This is a genomic window from Bacillus sp. AL-1R (assembly GCF_052180195.1).
Lineage (GTDB): Bacteria > Bacillota > Bacilli > Bacillales > Bacillaceae_G > Gottfriedia.
The window spans coordinates 984,230-1,004,694 of record NZ_CP197469.1; the positions used below are offsets into that span (position 1 = coordinate 984,230).

General features: G+C 35.2%; 15 protein-coding genes. 13 read left to right on the top strand and 2 right to left on the bottom strand.

Translation table 11 applies throughout. The features are described from left to right. Window positions 1-13: 13 nt before the first annotated feature. The 10 genes from ACSBO6_RS04600 (at window position 14) to ACSBO6_RS04645 (ending at window position 14,687) form a co-directional block, all read left to right on the top strand. Window positions 14-553 (top strand): maltose acetyltransferase domain-containing protein, encoded by a 540-nt coding sequence (locus ACSBO6_RS04600; RefSeq protein WP_098845783.1) that lies wholly within the window; start codon window positions 14-16, stop codon window positions 551-553. A gap of 47 nt (window positions 554-600) precedes the next feature. After that, on the top strand, window positions 601-1,362 hold the full coding sequence (locus ACSBO6_RS04605) for a metallophosphoesterase (RefSeq protein ID WP_098845745.1): 762 nt from the start codon (window positions 601-603) through the stop codon (window positions 1,360-1,362). 360 nt (window positions 1,363-1,722) lie between these two features. After that, window positions 1,723-6,885, top strand: a complete 5,163-nt coding sequence (locus ACSBO6_RS04610) for a S8 family serine peptidase (protein WP_180232895.1) — start codon at window positions 1,723-1,725, stop codon at window positions 6,883-6,885. Between the two features lie 160 nt (window positions 6,886-7,045). After that, a complete protein-coding gene (locus tag ACSBO6_RS04615; protein WP_098845743.1) occupies window positions 7,046-7,921 on the top strand; it encodes an NAD-dependent epimerase/dehydratase family protein in 876 nt (291 codons plus the stop codon). A gap of 369 nt (window positions 7,922-8,290) precedes the next feature. Further along, complete coding sequence (locus ACSBO6_RS04620) at window positions 8,291-9,721, top strand: GntP family permease (protein ID WP_098845742.1); 1,431 nt, start codon at window positions 8,291-8,293, stop codon at window positions 9,719-9,721. A 42-nt stretch (window positions 9,722-9,763) separates the two neighbouring features. Next, on the top strand, window positions 9,764-10,465 hold the full coding sequence (locus ACSBO6_RS04625; RefSeq protein ID WP_025568519.1) for a CoA transferase subunit A: 702 nt from the start codon (window positions 9,764-9,766) through the stop codon (window positions 10,463-10,465). Window positions 10,466-10,477: 12 nt separating this feature from the next. After that, window positions 10,478-11,134 carry a 3-oxoacid CoA-transferase subunit B gene (locus ACSBO6_RS04630; RefSeq protein ID WP_098845741.1) on the top strand — a complete coding sequence of 219 codons (657 nt, stop codon included), beginning with the start codon at window positions 10,478-10,480 and terminating at the stop codon, window positions 11,132-11,134. A gap of 30 nt (window positions 11,135-11,164) precedes the next feature. Continuing rightward, window positions 11,165-11,941, top strand: a complete 777-nt coding sequence (locus ACSBO6_RS04635; protein WP_098845782.1) for a 3-hydroxybutyrate dehydrogenase — start codon at window positions 11,165-11,167, stop codon at window positions 11,939-11,941. A gap of 85 nt (window positions 11,942-12,026) precedes the next feature. Next, window positions 12,027-13,445: a sigma-54 interaction domain-containing protein gene (locus ACSBO6_RS04640; protein ID WP_498844236.1), complete on the top strand. Its 1,419-nt coding sequence runs from the start codon at window positions 12,027-12,029 to the stop codon at window positions 13,443-13,445. A 51-nt stretch (window positions 13,446-13,496) separates the two neighbouring features. Beyond that, the gene (locus ACSBO6_RS04645) at window positions 13,497-14,687 is read left to right on the top strand and encodes an acetyl-CoA C-acetyltransferase (RefSeq protein WP_098845739.1); all 1,191 of its coding nucleotides are present in this window, start codon (window positions 13,497-13,499) and stop codon (window positions 14,685-14,687) included. Between the two features lie 51 nt (window positions 14,688-14,738). Here ACSBO6_RS04645 and ACSBO6_RS04650 read toward each other — a convergent pair whose 3' ends face one another. Together ACSBO6_RS04650 and serC are read right to left on the bottom strand one after the other, a co-directional pair. Next, window positions 14,739-15,899 (bottom strand): phosphoglycerate dehydrogenase, encoded by a 1,161-nt coding sequence (locus ACSBO6_RS04650; RefSeq protein ID WP_098845738.1) that lies wholly within the window; start codon window positions 15,897-15,899, stop codon window positions 14,739-14,741. Beyond that, the gene (serC, locus tag ACSBO6_RS04655) at window positions 15,896-16,990 is read right to left on the bottom strand and encodes a 3-phosphoserine/phosphohydroxythreonine transaminase (protein ID WP_098845737.1); all 1,095 of its coding nucleotides are present in this window, start codon (window positions 16,988-16,990) and stop codon (window positions 15,896-15,898) included. The genes ACSBO6_RS04650 and serC overlap by 4 nt, the downstream gene beginning before the upstream one ends. Window positions 16,991-17,257: 267 nt before the next feature. Between serC and ACSBO6_RS04660 the strand changes: the two genes are divergently transcribed. From ACSBO6_RS04660 to ACSBO6_RS04670, 3 genes are all read left to right on the top strand, one after another. Beyond that, entirely contained in the window at window positions 17,258-18,136 is an 879-nt protein-coding gene (locus tag ACSBO6_RS04660) for an HD-GYP domain-containing protein (RefSeq protein WP_498844237.1), read from the top strand. Window positions 18,137-18,364: 228 nt separating this feature from the next. After that, on the top strand, window positions 18,365-18,781 hold the full coding sequence (locus tag ACSBO6_RS04665) for a MerR family transcriptional regulator (protein WP_498844238.1): 417 nt from the start codon (window positions 18,365-18,367) through the stop codon (window positions 18,779-18,781). Window positions 18,782-18,930: 149 nt separating this feature from the next. Beyond that, the gene (locus tag ACSBO6_RS04670) at window positions 18,931-20,247 is read left to right on the top strand and encodes a hemolysin family protein (protein WP_098845734.1); all 1,317 of its coding nucleotides are present in this window, start codon (window positions 18,931-18,933) and stop codon (window positions 20,245-20,247) included. Window positions 20,248-20,465 lie beyond the last annotated feature (218 nt).

Here is a 20,465-nt window from a genome sequence, read left to right on the forward strand (position 1 = left end):
CGAGAAGGAAAAAATGATAAATGGTGAGATGTATTTGGCAGGGGATGATCAATTAGTTGAGGAGAGAATGAATGCTCGACGTTTGACGCGTGAATTTAATTTAACGCTTGAAACTGAAAATAGTAAAAGAGTAAGTCTATTAAAACAATTATTTGGTTCGACGGGTGAAGTTTTGTATATAGAACCGACATTTCGTTGTGATTATGGATACAATATTCATGTTGGTGAAAATTTTTATGCTAATTTTGATTGTGTCATCTTGGATGTTTGTCCGGTTTATATTGGGGTAAATTGTTTTATGGCGCCCGGTGTACATATTTATACCGCTACACATCCACTTGATCCAATTGAGAGGGCAAGTGGAGCTGAATTCGGTAAACCAGTTACAATTGGAGATAATGTCTGGATTGGTGGAAGAGCGATTATAAATCCAGGAGTAAAGATTGGACATAATGTTGTGATCGCTTCTGGTGCTGTTGTAACAAAAGATGTTCCTGACAATGTAGTCGTTGGAGGTAATCCTGCGAGAATTATTAAGGACATTCTTTTATAGAAAAGCTAAGCAGCATTGCATTCCAAAGCTGGAAATGGGAGGGCAATATGGTTACTATTTTTTTCATTTTTATATTACTAGGTTTACTATTGTTGGTTTATATGTTTAGAGAGGCTCATTTAAATATAGTAAGAAAACATGAATTTTCTTTTTCAAATACGCCACTTGAAAAGCCAATTAGACTATTTTTTATTTCAGATATTCATAGAAGAAAAATACATTCTTCTATTATAAGTAGAATGACTAATCAAGTTGATCTTGTCATCATTGGCGGTGATTTATTAGAAAAGGGAGTGCCTCTTGAAAGAATCGAACAAAATATTCGTAAGCTAAGTTCTCTTGGCCCGGTCTACTTTGTGTGGGGAAATAATGATAATGAAATTGAAAAGAAGGATATTGAGGCTATTTTTACTAAATGGAATGTAGTTGTATTGAAAAACTCATCTGTAATGGTTAATCATTTACAAAAAGAATGGGCATTAATTGGAGTAGATGATTTGAAAACTGGAGAGGTAGACCTTGACCTTGCCTTTCAAGATGTAAAACAGAATGCATTTAAGTTGTTAGTTAGTCATAATCCGAGGATTTTGAAGTTATTAGAGATGGAACATGGGGTATCTCTTGTTTTAAGCGGTCATACGCATGGTGGACAGATTAGGATTTTCGGATATGGTCCTTATGAGAAAGGGAAAACGCATGTATATGAGGGGATTACTCAATTAATCAGTAATGGATATGGTACGACGTCTTTACCGCTTAGATTGAGTGCTAGGCCGGAAACACATTTTATTGAGATTAAGAGTATATAAGTTCATTAAAAAAGGAGATGCATTCGTATCTCTTTTTTTTATTACAAAAAGGTTTTTAATGTTTTTATTTGGTAAATATATATGAAAATTTAGTTAAATTAGAAGATTATAACAATTAATCAACGAGTATGTCATTCTCTAATTTTTATATAAAAAATTAAAAATTCCCCCAAATTAAAATTGTCTGAAAATAAAGTTTTATAAAGCTTCAAAGTAAAAAGTGCTATAAATATGACCTATTATCTGATTTTTTTTTAATTAATTTGGTGAAATTCCCCCAATTTACGATGTCATTTACTAACGTTAAAATAAAAAAAGAAAGAAAATTGTCAAAAAATTATAAAAATGGGGGAAAAAAGTGTGAGTAAAAAAAGCTTTAAAGCGAGTTTAGCTAAAACAACGATCAGTGCTCTGGTCGTGAGCTCGATGATTCCTTTTAACGTACTAGCAGCTACACCAAATGCGAGCACAAAAAACACGGTAATAGGTTCACTGGTACAAAACACAAGTACACCAGACTTAACAGCTGAGCAAATCGAGGCGTTAAAGAAAGTGTCTAAAGAAAGTGATGTAAAGATTTCGCCAAAAATTGACACAACAACAAGTAAGCCGGTTCGTGTCATTGTTGAATTTAAACAAGCACCAGCAAAAATCAGTGTGCTACAAAAATCAGTGGAAGGCGAAAAAACAACACTAATCGCTGAAAAGAGCGCCGTGAAGGAATCTCATGAAGAGTTTAAAACGTTTGTAAACGGGTTAAAAACTGGTGCGAAACCAAATGGTGTATCAGCGTTAAGCGTGACTCCTTCAGACGAAAAAGCTTCATCAGACGCAACTATTACAATTACGCGCGAATACACACATGCGTTAAACGGTGTGGCGATGACGTTACCAGGTAACATTGTCGAAAAACTACTTGACTCGGGTGTCGTAAACCGTGTGTTACATGATGATATCGTCAAAATCGATCCAGCTGAAGCGAAGATTTCAGCGAATGAAGCAACGGCTAATGATTACCCAGAGAACTACATTCCTTTACCAGGGATCGACGGGTTACGAACAGATGGTATCACAGGTCAAGGCGTGAACGTTGGGGTTATTGATACAGGGGTTGATTACAACCACCCGGATTTAACAACAGTCTATAAAGGCTACCGTGCAACACAAGGAGAAGATGCAAGCAAAGTGGACCCAACGAGTGTCAAAGGATGGGACTTTGTAGATAACGATGCTGATCCGATGGAAACAACGATTTCCGATTGGGAAAAAGCTGGTAAACCAGATGGAACGTATGAGCATTATATCACTTACCACGGAACACATGTTTCTGGAACAATCGCGGCACAAAGTAAAGCGAACGTGGAATTCCCGGCTCAAGGGGTTGCACCTGGTGTGAATTTATATGATTACCGCGTACTAGGACCTTATGGTTCAGGATACTCGGATGCAATTATAGGTGGGATTGACAAAGCGGTGGCTGATGGCATGAAAGTCATAAATTTATCACTTGGCGCAGCAAGTAACGATCCTTTATCAGCAGAAGCGATTGCGATCAACAATGCAACGCTTGCAGGTGTAACGTGCGTCATTTCAGCTGGTAATTCAGGTCCAAATGAAGGCACACTTGGAACACCAGGTGCATCAGCGTTTGCGATAACGGTTGGGGCAAGTGACTTCGCGATGAGTATTCCAACGGCATCAGCAAAAGTAGGAAACGAAACATTTACGAACTTTAAGTTACTTGGAAAAGGATATAACGACCATGTTGCTGATTTAGCAGGCAAAACATATGATTTTGTTGACGTAGGCTTAGCGCAAGCAGCGGATTTCAAAGATTCAAGTGGTAATCCGATTGATTTAACAGGTAAAGTGGCACTGATTGCACGTGGGACAAACGGATTAGCGGAAAAGATTACAAACGCAGCAAAAGCTGGTGCGGTGGCAGCGGTCATGACGAACAATATTGACGGTGATATCGATAATTACCTAGCAAGTGATGTGGGCTTTATTCCAACGTTCCGTATGACAAAAGCAGACGGTGAACGCTTACGTGCAACAGGAAGTCACTCTATTACGTTTACGAGTACGGGTTCAACAGTTTCAGAAGGAAATCACTTAGCAAGCTTTAGCTCAAGGGGACCGGTTGCGGCTACTTATGATATCAAACCAGATATCGTGGCACCAGGGGTGTCTGTGTACTCTACGTACCCATACTTTGTACATTCACCAGGAAAAGTCGATTACAGTAACGCGTATGCACGTATTTCAGGTACATCGATGGCATCACCACATATCACTGGGGTTGCAGCGCTGATTCTTCAAGCGCACCCGAATTATACACCAGCTGATGTAAAAGCAGCGATTACTAATAGTGCAGGCAAATTAAACGGTAACTACTCTGTGTATGAGCAAGGAGCAGGTCTTGTTGACGTTGCAAAAGCTGTGAAAAACGATGTTTCGTTTAAAGCACAAGATAAAACTGAACAGATTAATGCTTCAGGTAGTAGCGTGACACTAGATTACGAAAAAGGTTCGTTAACATTTGGTGCTGTGTACAAAAAAGACGGCGCTACCAACACGAGCAATCGTACGGTAAAAGTAACAAATCGCGGCAACAAAGACAAAACGTTTGATATCTCATCTGAGTTCATCAAACCAAGTGCAGCGGTGAATGATGCAAGTAAAAATGGCGTGACGTTCTCCGCAAGTTTATCATCTGTAACGGTAAAAGCTGGCGAAACAACGAATTTCACAGCGACGATCAACGTACCAGACACGGCTGCATATGGTCGTTACGAAGGATATGTGAATATCGTGAACCATGATGATCCAAGTGAAACGTATCGTATGCCACTGGCAGTTCGTATGGTAGAAAAAGGAGTTGGGAATTTACAAATGGATGTTCCAGCTGCTCCGACTCGAAAACCGTTAATTTTTTCGGACTTCAACGGAAATCCAGGGCGTTATCTAAGGTTCCGTTTCAACAGTCCAATGAAGTATTTCTGGATTGTGATTTATGACAAAGACGGCAATCCAATTGGTGCAGCAACTGATTCTCCATTACCTGTGAGCACAGTTCCGACTGATACCGATTTGACTGTGAGCTTTGATCCGAGTACGTACTATCCTTTTATTGGGGATCCAAAAGACGAAAAAACAAATATGTTCACGAAGGCAACACTAACAGAAGGCCAATATACGTTGAAAATTCGAACAACTGATACGACTGACATGAAAGCAAAAACGTATGAACAATCACAATTGTTTGTGGTGGACAACACGTTACCGACTTTAACGTATAAAGACCATGCACCAGGTGTGTACGAGTTAGAAGACAAAGATTTTACCGATGAAAAACAAGACGGCAACACGTACAACGCATTCTGGGTTCACGCTAATTTATCGGATGAAGGGACAGCAAAATTGGCTCCCCTTGGCATGACGCAATCAGATAATACGCTTTGGTACTATCACAATAGCATTTGGTACCCAGAAGGAGATTTCCCAGTTGATGCGAACGGTGATACAAAATTCGGTGTTGAAAAATCAGATATCGAAAATGGTCCAACAACGATTACCTTAATGCCAAGTGATACAGCACGTAACGTGGAGCTTATCAATGATTTCCATGAGTACGCGTTTATTAAAAAAGGGTCATCGTATATGGTACCTTCATATAACAAAGAAAAAGTTTCATTAAACGATACGATCACGATGACGTTAAACCTAAACAATGTGAAAGACATGATGTCAGGAACATATACTGGGATGTATTACCATGGTAACTTCGACCTACAAGGTGTAACGGTCAACCCAGCATTCCAAAAGTGGGCAGACCAAAATGGTGTCAAAGTAAATGTGGATACACCAGTAGCAACACCAAGTATTGATTACCCAGAAAACGCGAAAGACTTAAAGATTGGGGCTCATTTAACTGGTGGAGCAGACTTTAAAGGATTCAATGGTGATAGTCCATTCTTAGATGTGACATTTAAAGTGACAGATGACATGTGGGATATTATGGCAGCGAAATTGACACAAGATGATGACACAACAACGTTTAATATGACACAGTACGGTAGTGATGAAGAGAAAAAAATTCCAGCTTTTGGCCGATTAAATAAATTCCAAATCGTTCCGAAGCATTCACTAGTACAATCGTACGTGAAATTAGAAGGGTTAAAAAATAATTATTCACTGCAAATGGATAGTATTGGTGCTAAAGGGTACGCACAACTAAAGGACGGAACGAAAATACCAGGTACAATTGATAGTAAAGGCTACATCAATATCAAAGGCATTCCACTTTCAAAAGATCCAATCAATTTCATTGTGGAAGGACCAGGACACTTAAAGAGTATACAAACTGTTACACTTGGTAATAAATCACCATGGGGTGAGGATATTGCAGAGCGCAGATTCATCGCAGGAACTCAACCATACGGTTCAGCTGGAGATGTAACAGGCGACGGTGTAATTGACGTTCTTGATGCAAAGCAAGTATCTGATAAAATGGGTCAACAAAATAGTGTAAACTATCCAGTAGAAGATTTAAATAAAGACGGTATTGTTGATAGTAAGGATATGCAGTTTGTGGCAACTAATTTCGGCAAAACAAACCCAGATGCTACCATTACACCAAAAGTAGTCACAAAAGTTGATGGTAAAGATGTGTATGCAACAGATATCTTTAATAAGGCGAAAGTTTATAGTAATGTAAATACGTTTAAAGTTGATTCGAAACATGCAAACTCAGTTACACTGAATTGGTTAGCTGTAGATCCAGCTGGAGTATGGGGAGGATTGAAAATTCAGCAGCAATCAAGCAATGATGGTATCACGTGGCCAACTACTTGGACAGATGCAAACCTTGATACACCAATCACAGTTAGCTCAACTAGTGCGAAAGTTACAGGTTTAAGTGATAGTACTTTCTATCGTTTTAGATTAGTTGTTAATGGCGGTTTAAACGGTACACTTAACGGTGGAAATTCAAACGTAATTGAGATGAAGACATTACTGTTAACACCAACAATTGACGTAATAGATGATAATGATACAAAGATTACAGGTAAAGCAAATTCTAACGTTAATATTGTTGTAAAAAATAATAGTACTGTAATAGGTTCAGGAAAAACTGATGCAAATGGTAACTATAGTATTCAAATTAAACCCCAAGTTGCAGACAGTGTATTAACAGTTAGTGCTACTGATGCGTCTGAAAATCAAAGTGAACCAGCTTCGATTGTTGTATTAGATCGTACTGCACCAGACGCACCAATCGTTAATAAAGTAACAAAAAAAGATCAAACGATCACTGGAAAAACCGAAGCAAATGCAACAGTGGCTATTAAATTCAACGATGTAGTGACAGAAGTACAAGCAGATAAAAATGGAAATTTCAGTTTAGACATACCTCATAAATCATATGGAGAATACATTGGAAAGGTCATTTCTGTAACTGCCAAGGATGCTGCAGGAAATGTGAGTGTTGCAACTGAAACTGTTATTGTAAACAAATAGTAATAAAAATGGAGAGCCACTGACTTTTGGCTCTCTTTTTAATTAAGGGCATAACCAGTAATCTAGAATACGAACTTAGAAGTTTCCTATATAAAAAAGGTGATTTGTAGTTTTATGGCGAATTAGTAATATGGGTATTTTTTTGTTTGGAGGTTAAAAAATGAAAAAGGTTTTAGTATTAGGTGGAACAAGATTTTTTGGAAAACGACTTGTTCATAAACTAATCGATAGAGGCTATGATGTATCAATTGCAACAAGAGGATTAACAGAAGATCACTTCGGAGATCGGGTTAGTCGTTTTGTAATCGACCGTCGAAACCCTGAGACAATGGAAAAGTTAAGTAAACATAATTGGGACATTGTCTATGATAATATTTGTTATACTCCAAATGAAGCGAAGGAAATTATTAAACTAATAACGAATCATGTTGGAAGATATATTTTCACTTCATCTTTAGCGGTTTATGATACGGGATTAAATCATGTAGAAACTGACTTTGATCCTTACCATTATCCTATTAAGTATAACAATGATCATAAATATTCTTATGCGGAAGGGAAGCGTCTTTGTGAGGCTGTTTTGTATCAAGAAGCAGACTTTCCAGTGTTTGCGGCAAGATTTCCAATCGTATTAGGACCGGATGATTATACGAAGAGATTATTCTTCCATGTTGATAAAATTTCAAAAAATGAAGAAATCATTATATCTGATTTAAACAAAGAGATGACCTTTATCGATTCTGATGAAACCGCGGAGTTTTTACTTTGGTTAGGTGAAAATGAATCGATTAAAAGTGGTCCTTTTAATGCGTGCTCTAATGGTGAGATCACTTTTCAGGAAATAATAAACATTTGTGAAAAGGAAACTGGAAAAAAGGCTATGATTAACTCTCATGGAGCAGTCGAACATCAATCACCATTTGATGCTTATAGCGATCAATCATTGAGTAATGAGAAAGCTAAAATAGAAGGGTTCCAATTTTTAGAAGTACATGATTGGATGAAAAAATTAATTCATCATTATTCTTCATTATAAAAAGTTCATAAAATGTTCAAAAAATAAAATTCCGAATTTCTGGAATTTCCAGGTTTTCGGAATTTTGTTGAAGAGAAATTCCGAAATTTCGGAAAAACCTCGTTAAAAAATAATTGAAAATTATAAATTAACTTAATATTATTAGAATTATAAAATAAATATACAGTGTGAGGGCACAGTCTTAAAAATTTATCCAACAGTCTATGCACGTTCTATAATAACTTGGCACACTATTTGCTAGTTTAATTAGCAGAAGGACAATCCGTTGAAAGGAGCTAAAAACAGTAAATAGTGGAATTCAAATCGAAAAAAAGTATTTGAAAGCGTTATCAATAAGTGCCAATACGTAAAGATAACAAGGAGGTTATTATGGAAATCTTAATTATTTTATTAGCATTAGGACTTTTAATGTTTGTTGCTTATCGAGGGTTTTCTGTTATTTTATTTGCACCCATTTGTGCATTATTTGCAGTACTTTTAACTGAACCAAGTTATATTCTTCCATTCTTTAGTAATATTTTTATGGAAAAAATGGTTGGTTTCATCAAGCTATATTTTCCAGTATTTTTACTTGGTGCAATTTTTGGTAAAGTCGTCGAAATGTCTGGAATTGCTGAATCGATTGCAAAAACGATTATTCAATTAGTTGGAGCAAAAAGAGCGATTTTAGCGATTGTATTAATGGGAGCAGTTTTAACATATAGTGGAGTAAGCTTGTTTGTTGTCGTATTTGCTATTTATCCATTTGCTGCAAACTTATTCCGTGAAGGTAATATTCCAAAACGTTTGATTCCTGGAACAATTGCACTTGGTGCGTTTACATTTACGATGGATGCATTGCCAGGAACACCGCAAATTCAAAATGTTATCCCAACTACATTTTTCAAAACAGATATTTATGCGGCACCATTTTTAGGTATTTTAGCTGCTGTTTTTGTACTTGCTGTTGGTCTTTGGTACTTAGAATCAAGACGTAAAAAAGCAGAAAAAGCAGGTGAAGGTTATTTAGGATTTAATGGAGAACTAGCTGCTGCAAATGAAACTCAAACAGAAGTTCCTTCATTAACGACCAATACTCCTACACCAGTTTTAAAACAGATTTTAGCATTTGTTCCACTATTATTAGTTGGATTTTCAAATAAATTTTTTGTTGTTTCATTCCCAAAATGGTATCCAAATGGGTTCGACTTTAAATCAATCGGGCTAGAAGCTTTTGGGGTTGTTCAAATTCCTGCAGTTGTTGGTATTTGGTCAGTTGAATGTGCGCTAATTATTGGGATTCTTTCAGCGATGATTTATGGCTATAAGAATATCCGCACAAATCTAAAGACAGGTATGAATGCAAGCATTGGTGGAGCACTACTTGCTTCGATGAATACTGGTGCTGAATATGGTTTTGGTGGAGTAATCGCTGCTTTACCTGGCTTTGGAATGGTAAGTAAAGGGATCTCTCATACATTTACCGATCCTTTAGTAAATGGAGCTGTGACAACGACAACATTAGCAGGTATTACGGGATCTGCATCGGGTGGTATGGGGATTGCACTTAGTGCAATGTCTGATAAATATATCGAGGCAATTAATAAATACAATATCCCACCAGAAGTAATGCATCGTGTCATTTCAATGGCATCAGGTGGTATGGATACTTTGCCTCATAATGGTGCAGTCATCACATTATTAGCTGTAACTGGTTTAACACATCGCCAGTCATATAAAGATATTTTTGCAATAACAATCATTAAAACAGTTGCAGTATTCTTAATCATTGCAGTATTTAAACTTACAGGACTTGTTTAAGAATGTTAAACTACTAATCTTACTTTTGAAGGGAGCAAAATAATGGGCAAGAATAAGGTAATTACTTCAGTTGAAGAGGTTGTTTCACAAATTCATGATGGAGCTACGATTATTGTCGGTGGCTTTGGTCTTTGCGGTATTCCTGAAAAAATGATTTTAGCATTACGAGATAAAGGGACAAAGGATTTAACAATTGTAAGTAATAACTGTGGAGTAGACGATTGGGGTCTTGGTCTTCTACTTGCAAATAAACAAATTAAAAAGATGGTTTCTTCATATGTTGGAGAAAATAAAATTTTTGAAAAGCAGTTCTTAAGTGGAGAACTTGAAGTAGAGCTTGTTCCTCAAGGAACTCTAGCTGAACGTATTCGTGCAGGCGGTGCTGGAATCCCAGGATTCTATACAGCAACAGGTGTAGGTACACCAATTGCAGAAGGAAAAGAACATAAAGTATTCAATGGAAGAACTTATTTATTAGAAGAGGGAATCGTAGGGGACTTTGCATTTGTTAAAGCGTGGAAAGCTGATAAGCAAGGGAATCTAATTTTTAGAAAAACTGCTCGTAACTTTAATCCACTTGCAGCGATGGCTGGAAAAATCACAATTGCAGAAGTTGAAGAAGTAGTAGAAGTTGGAGAACTTGACGCTGATGCAATTCATACACCGAGCATTTATGTACAACACGTATTCCACGGTGAAACATACGAAAAACGAATTGAACGTAGAATGACTACAGGAGTATAGGAGGCAAATAACATGAAAGATATTCGTCAATTAATTATTCAAACTGCGGTTAAAGAAATTCAAGATGGTATGTATGTAAACCTAGGAATTGGACTACCTACTTTATTAGCAAACTATCTTCCAGAAGGCATTGAAGTAATGCTTCAATCTGAAAATGGTTTACTAGGCATCGGGCCATACCCAACAGAAGCTGAACTAGACGCTGACTTAATCAACGCGGGGAAAGAAACAGTAACTGCAGCTAAGGGAGCTTCTTATTTTGATAGTGCTGAATCTTTTGCAATGATTAGAGGAGGTCATATCGATTTAGCTATTTTAGGTGGTATGGAAGTCTCTGAAACTGGTGATCTTGCTAACTGGATGATCCCAGGGAAAATGGTAAAAGGTATGGGTGGTGCGATGGACTTAGTAAATGGAGCTAAGAAAATTGTCGTTGTGATGGAACATGTCAATAAATATGGTGAAAGTAAAGTTAAAAAGGCATGTACTTTACCTTTAACTGGAAAAGGCGTAGTTCATAGACTGATTACTGAATTAGCTGTATTTGATTTTACAGAAAAAGGTATGGTTCTAGTAGAATGCGTTGGAGAAGCAACAATTCAGGAAATTACTGAAAAGACAGAAGCTACATTTACAATTAGTCCGAAGTTATTAAATAATGTGAACTAATCTCTAAAAGGAGGCATACAAATGCAGCAAATGCTTTCTGAGAAGGTTGCACTGATCACTGGTGCTGGTAGTGGAATTGGTTTTGAAATAGCCAAAACCTTTGCAGAGCAAGGAGCAACAGTTATCTTAACCGACTTAAATGAGGAAAATGTTCAAAAGTCAGCTACTTCATTACAAGAGCTAGGGTTTAATGCAATCGGTTATGCATGTGATGTAACAAATGAAGAACAAGTAGTAGACACGTTTCATAAAGTAATCGATCAATTTGGTGAATTACATATTTTAATAAACAATGCTGGTTTACAATACGTTTCATCAATCGAAGATTTTCCTACTGAAAAATTTGAATTACTAATTAAGGTCATGTTAACTGCACCTTTTATTAGTATTAAACATGCATTTCCTATTATGAAAAAGCAAAAATATGGTCGCATTATTAATATGGCCTCAATCAATGGATTAATAGGATTCGCTGGTAAAGCAGCTTATAATTCTGCGAAGCATGGCGTTATTGGTTTAACAAAGGTTGCTGCATTAGAAGGGGCAAGTGACGGTATTACAGTCAATGCAATTTGCCCAGGCTATGTTGATACACCTCTAGTTCAAAATCAGTTGGCTGACTTAGCAAAAACAAGAAATGTACCAATTGAAAGTGTAATTGAAGAAGTAATTTATCCATTAGTACCTCAAAAAAGATTACTAACAGTAAAAGAAATTGCAAATTATACAGTATTTCTTGCTAGTGAATATACTGGCGGGATTACAGGTCAAGCGAATGTGATAGATGCAGGATATACAGTCCAGTAGGGCAGGATAAGATTGAAAGGCTAGAGCAGGGGATATTCCTGCTCTTATCCTTTCTAGTTCCCTACTACTTTAAGTGAGGTATAGTATGAATAGTATGTTAGAGAGTCTTCCTTCTGATTGGATTTCCGAGATTATTAATCTTGCAACTGAGTGGATTGTGGTTGTGAACCGCGAAGGAAAAGTTTTGTATATGAATGAATCGTATTGTGAGTTTGTTGGGCGTACTTCTGATGAAGTGATTGGTATGCCTGTAGAAGATGTAATTGAAAATTCAAGAATGCATATCGTCGCAAAAACAGGTCAGGCTGAGGTGGCAGAGATCCATCCAATAAAAAATACTGAAATGCTAGCAAATCGTTATCCGCTATATGTAGGTGATGCATTAGTAGGCGCTGTCGGGACCGTAATGTTCCGAAATGCCCAAGAGTGGCTTGAGTATTCTAAAAAAGTGGAACCTTTAGTAGAAGAATTAAACTATTATAAAAGAAAATATGAGAAAGAATTGAGTAGTAAATATAACTTCAATCAAATAATTGGTGATACCCCAGTCTTTAATGCTGCAAAAAATTTGGCAGAGCAAGTATCTGCAAGTTCATCTGCAATCTTACTATTTGGGGAATCTGGTACTGGTAAGGAATTATTTGCACATGCCATTCATGATGCTAGTCCAAGAAGAAACTTTCCGTTTGTACGAGTAAATTGTGCTTCGATTCCAGAGCATTTACTAGAATCAGAACTTTTTGGTTATGAAGAAGGTGCTTTTACAGGTGCAAAAAGAGGCGGGAAAAAAGGAAAATTCGAGATTGCGAACCGAGGAACAATTTTCCTAGACGAAATTGGTGATATGTCTTTGCATATGCAAAGTAAATTACTGCGTGTACTTCAAGAAAGAGAGATTGAAAGAGTTGGTGGAAGTTCTCCTATTTCAATTGATGTAAGAGTCATTGCCGCTACACATCGAAATCTTGAAAAGATGGTCGTATTAAAAGAATTCCGCCAAGATTTGTATTACCGCTTAAATGTAATTAAAATAGACATTCCTCCACTTAGATCAAGGATAAATGATTTACCTCTCATAGCAGATTCGTTAATAAAAAAACTCGAAAGGAAATTTCATCGAAACGGAATTCAAATTTCAAATGAAGTTTTTCAAATTCTTAAGTCACATCATTGGCCAGGAAATATTCGAGAACTAGAAAACGTACTTGAGAGATGCATAAATGTCCTAAATGGTAAAGTGATTACACCGAAGCAATTGCCTCTTTATTTATATGAAAATCCAACCAATCCAAAAAACACAGTCGAATTCGAAAAAAATGCATCTCAATTAACTAATCAAAACTCATTAAAATCGTTAAAAGAAATGATTGAAGAGACCGAAATGGAAGCAATTAAGAGAGCTTTAATTGAATCCAAAGGAAATAAAATTGAAGCTGCAAAATTATTAGAAATAAGCAAGTCAACTTTTTATGAAAAATGTAAAGCTTATAACATAAAAAGTTAAAAGATTGCATGTTGTTTGGTTAATACGGATGAAAAAAAAGGAGGAAATTAAATGAGTGAGAACGTTGTCATTGTTAGTGCCGTTAGAACTGCGATCGGAAGTTTCAGTGGTACTTTGAAAGATGTAAGTGCAGTTGAATTAGGTGCTAAAGTTATTAAAGAAGCGATTAATAGAGCCGGTATTCAAGAAAGCCAGGTTGATGAAGTCATAATGGGGAATGTACTTCAAGCAGGTTTAGGTCAAAATCCAGCTAGACAATCAGCATTAAAGGCAGGCCTTCCAAATACGATCTCTGCAATGACAATAAATAAAGTTTGTGGCTCTGGATTAAAATCAATCCATTTGGCCACTCAAGCAATATTAACAGGAGATGCAGATATAATCGTTGCTGGCGGTATGGAAAATATGAGTCAAGCTCCTTATTTACTTAAAGGTGCAAGAGATGGGTATAGAATGGGCGATCAAAAGATTGTTGATAGTATGATTGCAGACGGACTATGGTGTGCGTTTAATGATTATCATATGGGAAACACAGCTGAAAACTTAGCAGTTCGTTATGAAGTTTCTAGAGAAAAACAAGATGAGTTTGCGGTAAATAGCCAACAAAAAGCTGAAAGTGCAATTAAGGCTGGTAAATTTGAAGATGAAATTGTTGCGATTGAAATTCCGCAACGAAAGAAGGAGCCAGTCATTTTTAAAGAGGATGAGTATCCGAAATTCGGTGCTACAGTAGAGAAGATTTCCAAACTAAGACCTGCCTTCGAAAAAAATGGAACAGTTACAGCAGCAAATGCCTCGGGTATAAATGATGGTGCAGCAGCAGTTGTATTAATGAGTGAAAGTAAAGCAAGAGAACTGGGGATCAAACCATTAGTTAAAATTACTGCAAATAGTAGTGCAGGCGTTGATCCAAGCATAATGGGAATTGGAGCGGCATTTGCAGCTAAAAAAGCACTGGAAAAATCATCAATTGAATTAAATGAAATAGGATTAATAGAAGCTAACGAAGCATTTGCTGTGCAATCGCTTTCTGTTATGAAGGAATGTGGTTTTGACGAAAATATTGTCAATGTAAATGGAGGATCGATTGCAATTGGACATCCAATTGGTGCGAGTGGAACTAGAATACTAGTTACATTGATTCATGAAATGAAGAGAAGAGAGACACAGTACGGTCTTGCAACACTATGTATTGGCGGAGGAGAAGGCGTTGCAACAATTATTGAAAATTGTTTTGAATAAATAAGTAATAGCGGTAGGACTCCTACAATGAGACCTACCGCTTTCATTTGATTAAATAATTCTTACTGAAATAACACCTTCAATTTCTTTTAACATCTGTTCGACTGGTCCGTTGATCGTTTCATCCAAATCAATCATTGTATAAGCAAAAGCACCTTTACTTCGGTTAAGCATATCTGCAATATTTACTTGATAGTTTGCTAGTAATCCTGTTATTTGACCGACCATATTTGGAATGTTTTTATGTGCAATTGTAATTCGTTTTTTCCCTGTGTATGGTAATTCTACATTTGGAAAATTAACTGAGTTCTTTATATTACCTGTTTCCAAATAATTTTTTAATTGTTTTGCAGCCATACGGGCACAGTTTTCCTCTGATTCAGTTGTTGATGCTCCTAAATGAGGAATTGGTATGACATTCTTCATTCCAATCACTTTTTCATTTGGAAAATCAGTCACATAAGCTCCTACAGTTCCGTTATTGAGCGCATATTCTAGCGCAGTATCATCTACTAATTCAGAGCGTGAAAAATTAAGTAATTTTGAACCTTTTTTCATTACTGATAAAAGCTTTTCATTCACAAATGCTTTTGTTTCAGGAGTTAAAGGCACATGGATTGTAATATAATCGCATATTGAAAAAATCTGCTCTAAATTATCAATTCTTTGCACATTCCTAGATAATCGCCATGCAGTTTCAACTGAAATATAAGGATCATAACCATATACTTCCATATCTAACGCAAGCGCGTCATTTGCTACAAGTGCACCAATTGCACCTAAACCAATAATACCTAATTTTTTTCCTGCAATCTCTGTTCCTGCAAACTCTTTTTTACCAGCTTCTACAATTTTTGAAACATTTTCTTCACCAAATAAAGAACGAGTCCACTCAATTCCTTCAATAATTCGTCTTGAAGAAAGGAATAAACTTGTGAGAACTAGTTCTTTAACTGCATTTGCATTTGCACCAGGCGTATTAAATACAACAATTCCTCTTGAAGTACATTCATCAATTGGAATATTATTCACACCAGCGCCAGCCCTTGCGATTGCTTTGACACTGCTTGGTATGCTCATTTCATGCATGCTATGGCTTCTTAAAAGAATTCCATCTGGTTCATTTAATTGATTGTTAACGTAATAGTTTTCCAAAGAAAATTCTTTGATTCCATGCTCAGAAATATTATTTAATGTTTGAATTTTTATCATCTTACAATCTCCTCTAATATTTTCTTTTCAAAATTACTCATAAAATCAACTAATTTTTCAACGCCTTCTAATGGCATCGCATTATAAATACTAGCTCTCATTCCCCCAACTGATCGATGACCCTCAAGATTCACTAAGCCAGCTGAATTTGCCTGAGCAAGAAATTGTTTATTTAATTCATCAGAAGTTGATGTAAATGGAATATTCATTAGTGATCTGTTCTCTTTTCTAACTGGTGAAGAGAACAAGTCAGATTGATCGATAAAATCATATAATAATCGAGCTTTTAAAAGATTTTTTTGATAAATACTATTTAAACCACCTGATTCTTTAATCCATTCTAAAACTAGCATCGCTACATAAATGCTAAATGTAGGAGGTGTATTATAAAGTGAAGAGGCTTCTACATGTGTTTTATAGTCGAGCATTGTTGGGCAATTTTTACTAGCACTTCCAATCAAATCGTCTCTAACGATGACAATTGTTAAACCTGCTGGACCGATGTTTTTTTGTGCTCCAGCATAAATTAAACCGAATTGTGAAACATCAATCGGTTCAGAAAGAATATTTGAAGAAAAGTCTGCAACTAATGGAGAATTTGTTTTAGGGTAAGCAGAGTATTTTGTCCCTTCAATTGTGTTATTCGTTGTAATATGTAAATAATCATAAGGATCAAAAAGGGATAAATCTTCTAAATTAGGAATATAGGAAAAATTTTCATCCTCAGACGATGCAATAACATCAACATCTCCATATTTTTTCGCTTCAGAGATTGCTTTTTTTGACCAAGTTCCTGTATTAATATAAGCAGCTTTTTTATACTTACTTAATAAATTTAGTGGAATCATGGAAAATTGAGTTGATGCTCCACCTTGTAAAAATAACACTTTATAGTTTGATGGGATTTCTAAAAGTTCACGTAATAAGCTTTCACATTTCTTAATTATTCCTTCAAATTCAGCCGAACGATGACTCATTTCCATAACTGACATACCAGAAGTACCGTAAGAAACAAGCTCCTTTTGTACTTTTTCCAATACAGGAACAGGTAAGACAGATGGGCCAGCGGAAAAATTAAAGACGCGTTCCATAATAATCATCCTCACTAGTTATTTTTTTAATATTCTAACTTTAAACCACCGATATACGTTGGTCAATAAAAGATGAAATAAAATAATAAAAATTTCACAAAAAATTTTTATTTTCGGACTAATGGCATGGAATGTTATAGATGCAGTATCTAGGTTGAGTGAATTTTCAAAAAATAAAACGCTTAATTATTCGGTTGACAAATAATTTGCATAGTTATAGAAGATAATGGAAAATTTAATGGATATATTGTATTTAAGGGAGTTTAAATGTTTTATAAATGGTTTAACAATCCAGCTTACTTTCGTTATGTTTTTTACATTACTTTTGTACTTAGTATAGTATTAAATCTAATTTGTTCTGAAAAAAGTGATAGTTTTTATTTTTTGTACATGTTGGATACAGTCATATTTGGTCTAGGTTTCTACAACTACCCTAATTGGTTTATCATTTTAGTTTCTACAATAATAATGCTTTCTAGATATTATTTAGTTCCTCAATCAGGGTATATTATAAGTTACTTAATTACATATTACTTAATCACGTACATATCAGTCGGCTTAATGAAACACTACCAAAGAGTTAAAACTGGCTCAATCGAGTTAATATTAGCTCTTTCAAACGCGTTGGATTCCAGAGACAATTATACTGCACATCACTCAGAGTGTGTTGCTAATATGGCTTATAAAATTGCAAAAAAAATGAAATTATCGAATAGTTTATGTGGAGTAATCCATCAAGGAGGGCTACTACATGATATTGGTAAAATTGGCATTCCAGAGCATATTTTAATGAAGGATGGTAAATTAACTGAGGATGAATATAATACAATAAAAAAACATCCTGTGATTGGATATGACATCATTAAACATATTGATATTTTTAATGAAAATGGGATCCTTGATATCGTTTTATACCATCATGAACGATACGATGGAAAAGGATATCCAGAAGGACTAAAGGGTAATCAAATACCTTTAACTGCTAGAATCGTTGCAATTGCTGATAGCTATGATGCAATGATCTCAAATCGATTATATCGTAAGGGGATGTCTTTAGAAGACTGCTTAAAGGAAATTGAAAATAACAAAGGAATCCAATTTGATCCTGAAATTACCGATGTTTTCCTTAGCTTATTTGAAGATTGAATGAATAAAATAAATAGAGGATGTCCCATGAGTGTACCATTAATCGGGATCCTCTTTTTGTATTTGAAAAACTAGGGGACTTAAGTGGTTTATAAACGAACATACCTAAAATGAGAATTAAGTGGTTTATAAACGAACATACCTAAAATGAGAATTATGTAGAACTGTAACGTTTGACTGTATAGTTTCTAAATTATATAATAGTAATATTACTTAAAATGGGGAGGGTTGTCACTTGGGATCGAGTATCGCATTGGTGAGTTAGCTGAAATAGCTCAAGTTTCAAAAAGAACAATTGATTATTATACAAAATTAGGGTTACTAGAAGCAAAACGATCTGAATCAAACTATCGATATTATTCCACAGAGGCAATTGAGAACCTTAGATTTATTGAACATTGTAAAAAAATGAGAATATCCTTAGAAGAGATAAAAGATTTATTGCATGCTAATTATAATCAAAAAAATTCTGTTTTTGAGCAAATTCAACAAATATCAAATCAAATTATTGAGCTTGAAGCTAAATTAGCTCAATTAGTACCAGTTATTTCGGGTATGAATGATTGTGAAAAAAATGCTTTAGTAGATTCATTGTCACATCATACATTTCCGTTATTTGAAACATTGAAACATTTTATAAAATAATGAAAACTTAACAATTTATTAAAGCTATAAAATATGTGTGTTTTACTAAATTATGGTAATCTATTAAGTAAGTAAAATAATAATTTTATATTTTTGTAGATTGAAATTCTCAGGAGGTGAATACTCGAGTAATATACTCGAGTTCGTCATTGGACATAGTTAACTTGTTTATGATTGCAGTTTTAATCGCACTTACAGGCTTTTTCGTAGCAGCAGAATTTGCGATAGTGAAAGTTAGATCAAGTAGAATTGATCAACTAGTAGCCGAAAAAAAGCGAGGTGCAGTAGCTGCTAAAAAGGTTACGACGAGTTTAGATGAATATTTATCAGCTTGTCAATTAGGTATTACGGTTACAGCTTTAGGATTAGGTTATTTAGGTGAACCAACATTTGAGCATCTTATACACCCAGTCGTAGAATTTCTTGGATTAAACGGAACAATCGCTACAACTATTTCGTTTATTTTAGCTTTCTCATTTATGACATTTATTCACGTTGTAATTGGTGAGCTAGCACCTAAAACGGTTGCTATCCAAAAAGCTGAATCGATCACACTAATACTTTCTACGCCACTTATTGTCTTTTATAAAATAGCTTACCCATTTATTTGGGCATTAAATAGTTCTGCAAGATTTTTTACAGGATTATTTGGAGTTAAGCCAGCATCAGAATCAGAAGAGGTTCATACTGAGGAAGAATTGAGAATTATTTTATCTGAAAGCTTTGAAAGTGGAGAGATTAATCAGGCAGAGTATAAATATTTAAATAATATTTTTGAATTCGATAACCGACTTGCAAAAGAAATTATGGTCCCTCGTACTGAAATTATCGGTTTATATGCAGAAGACCCAATCGAAGAACAAATCGAAATCATTAAAAATGAAAAATATACACGTTACCCAGTTTTTGGCGAAGATAAAGATGATATTTTAGGTATGGTAAATGTAAAAGACTTTTTTATTCGCTATCTTGATGGAAAAGTTGAAAAAACATACGATTTCGCAAATTATACTCGCCCAGTTATCCAAGTAATTGAAACAATCGCAATCCATGATTTATTATTGTTAATGCAAAAAAAACGTATTCCACTTGCAATACTGTATGATGAATATGGTGGAACAGCGGGTTTATTAACAATGGAAGATATTCTTGAGGAGATTGTTGGGGAAATACGTGACGAATATGATGATGATGAAAAACCAGCCGTTCAACATATTTCAGAATCGCATAAAATTGTAGATGGTAAAGTATTAATTACTGAAATTAATGATTTATTCGGTCTATATGTTGAGGAAGACGATGTTGATACAATTGGTGGGTGGATTTTAACCCAAAATCACGACATCCAACAAGGTGAATCTGTCGTATTTGAGGACTTTGAATTCAAAGTTGTTGAATTAGATTCACATCAAGTTAAATTAGTTGAAATAAAAAAAAATGAGTTTATTCAGGCAGTTCAATCATAAAGATAAGATCAAAGAGAAGGTATAATATTATACCTTCTTTTTTGGTTACTTAACGCTTTTACACCACCATGTTAAACTTTGTACAATAATTCACAAAAAGTTAACAACTTCCATCGCCATTTGAATTTCTTTTATTATAAAATAAGGTTGTAAGGTTGATTTGAGCAGAGGTTCCATATCTTCTATTAGTTGTATGAATAACTATTTAAATCAGCTTA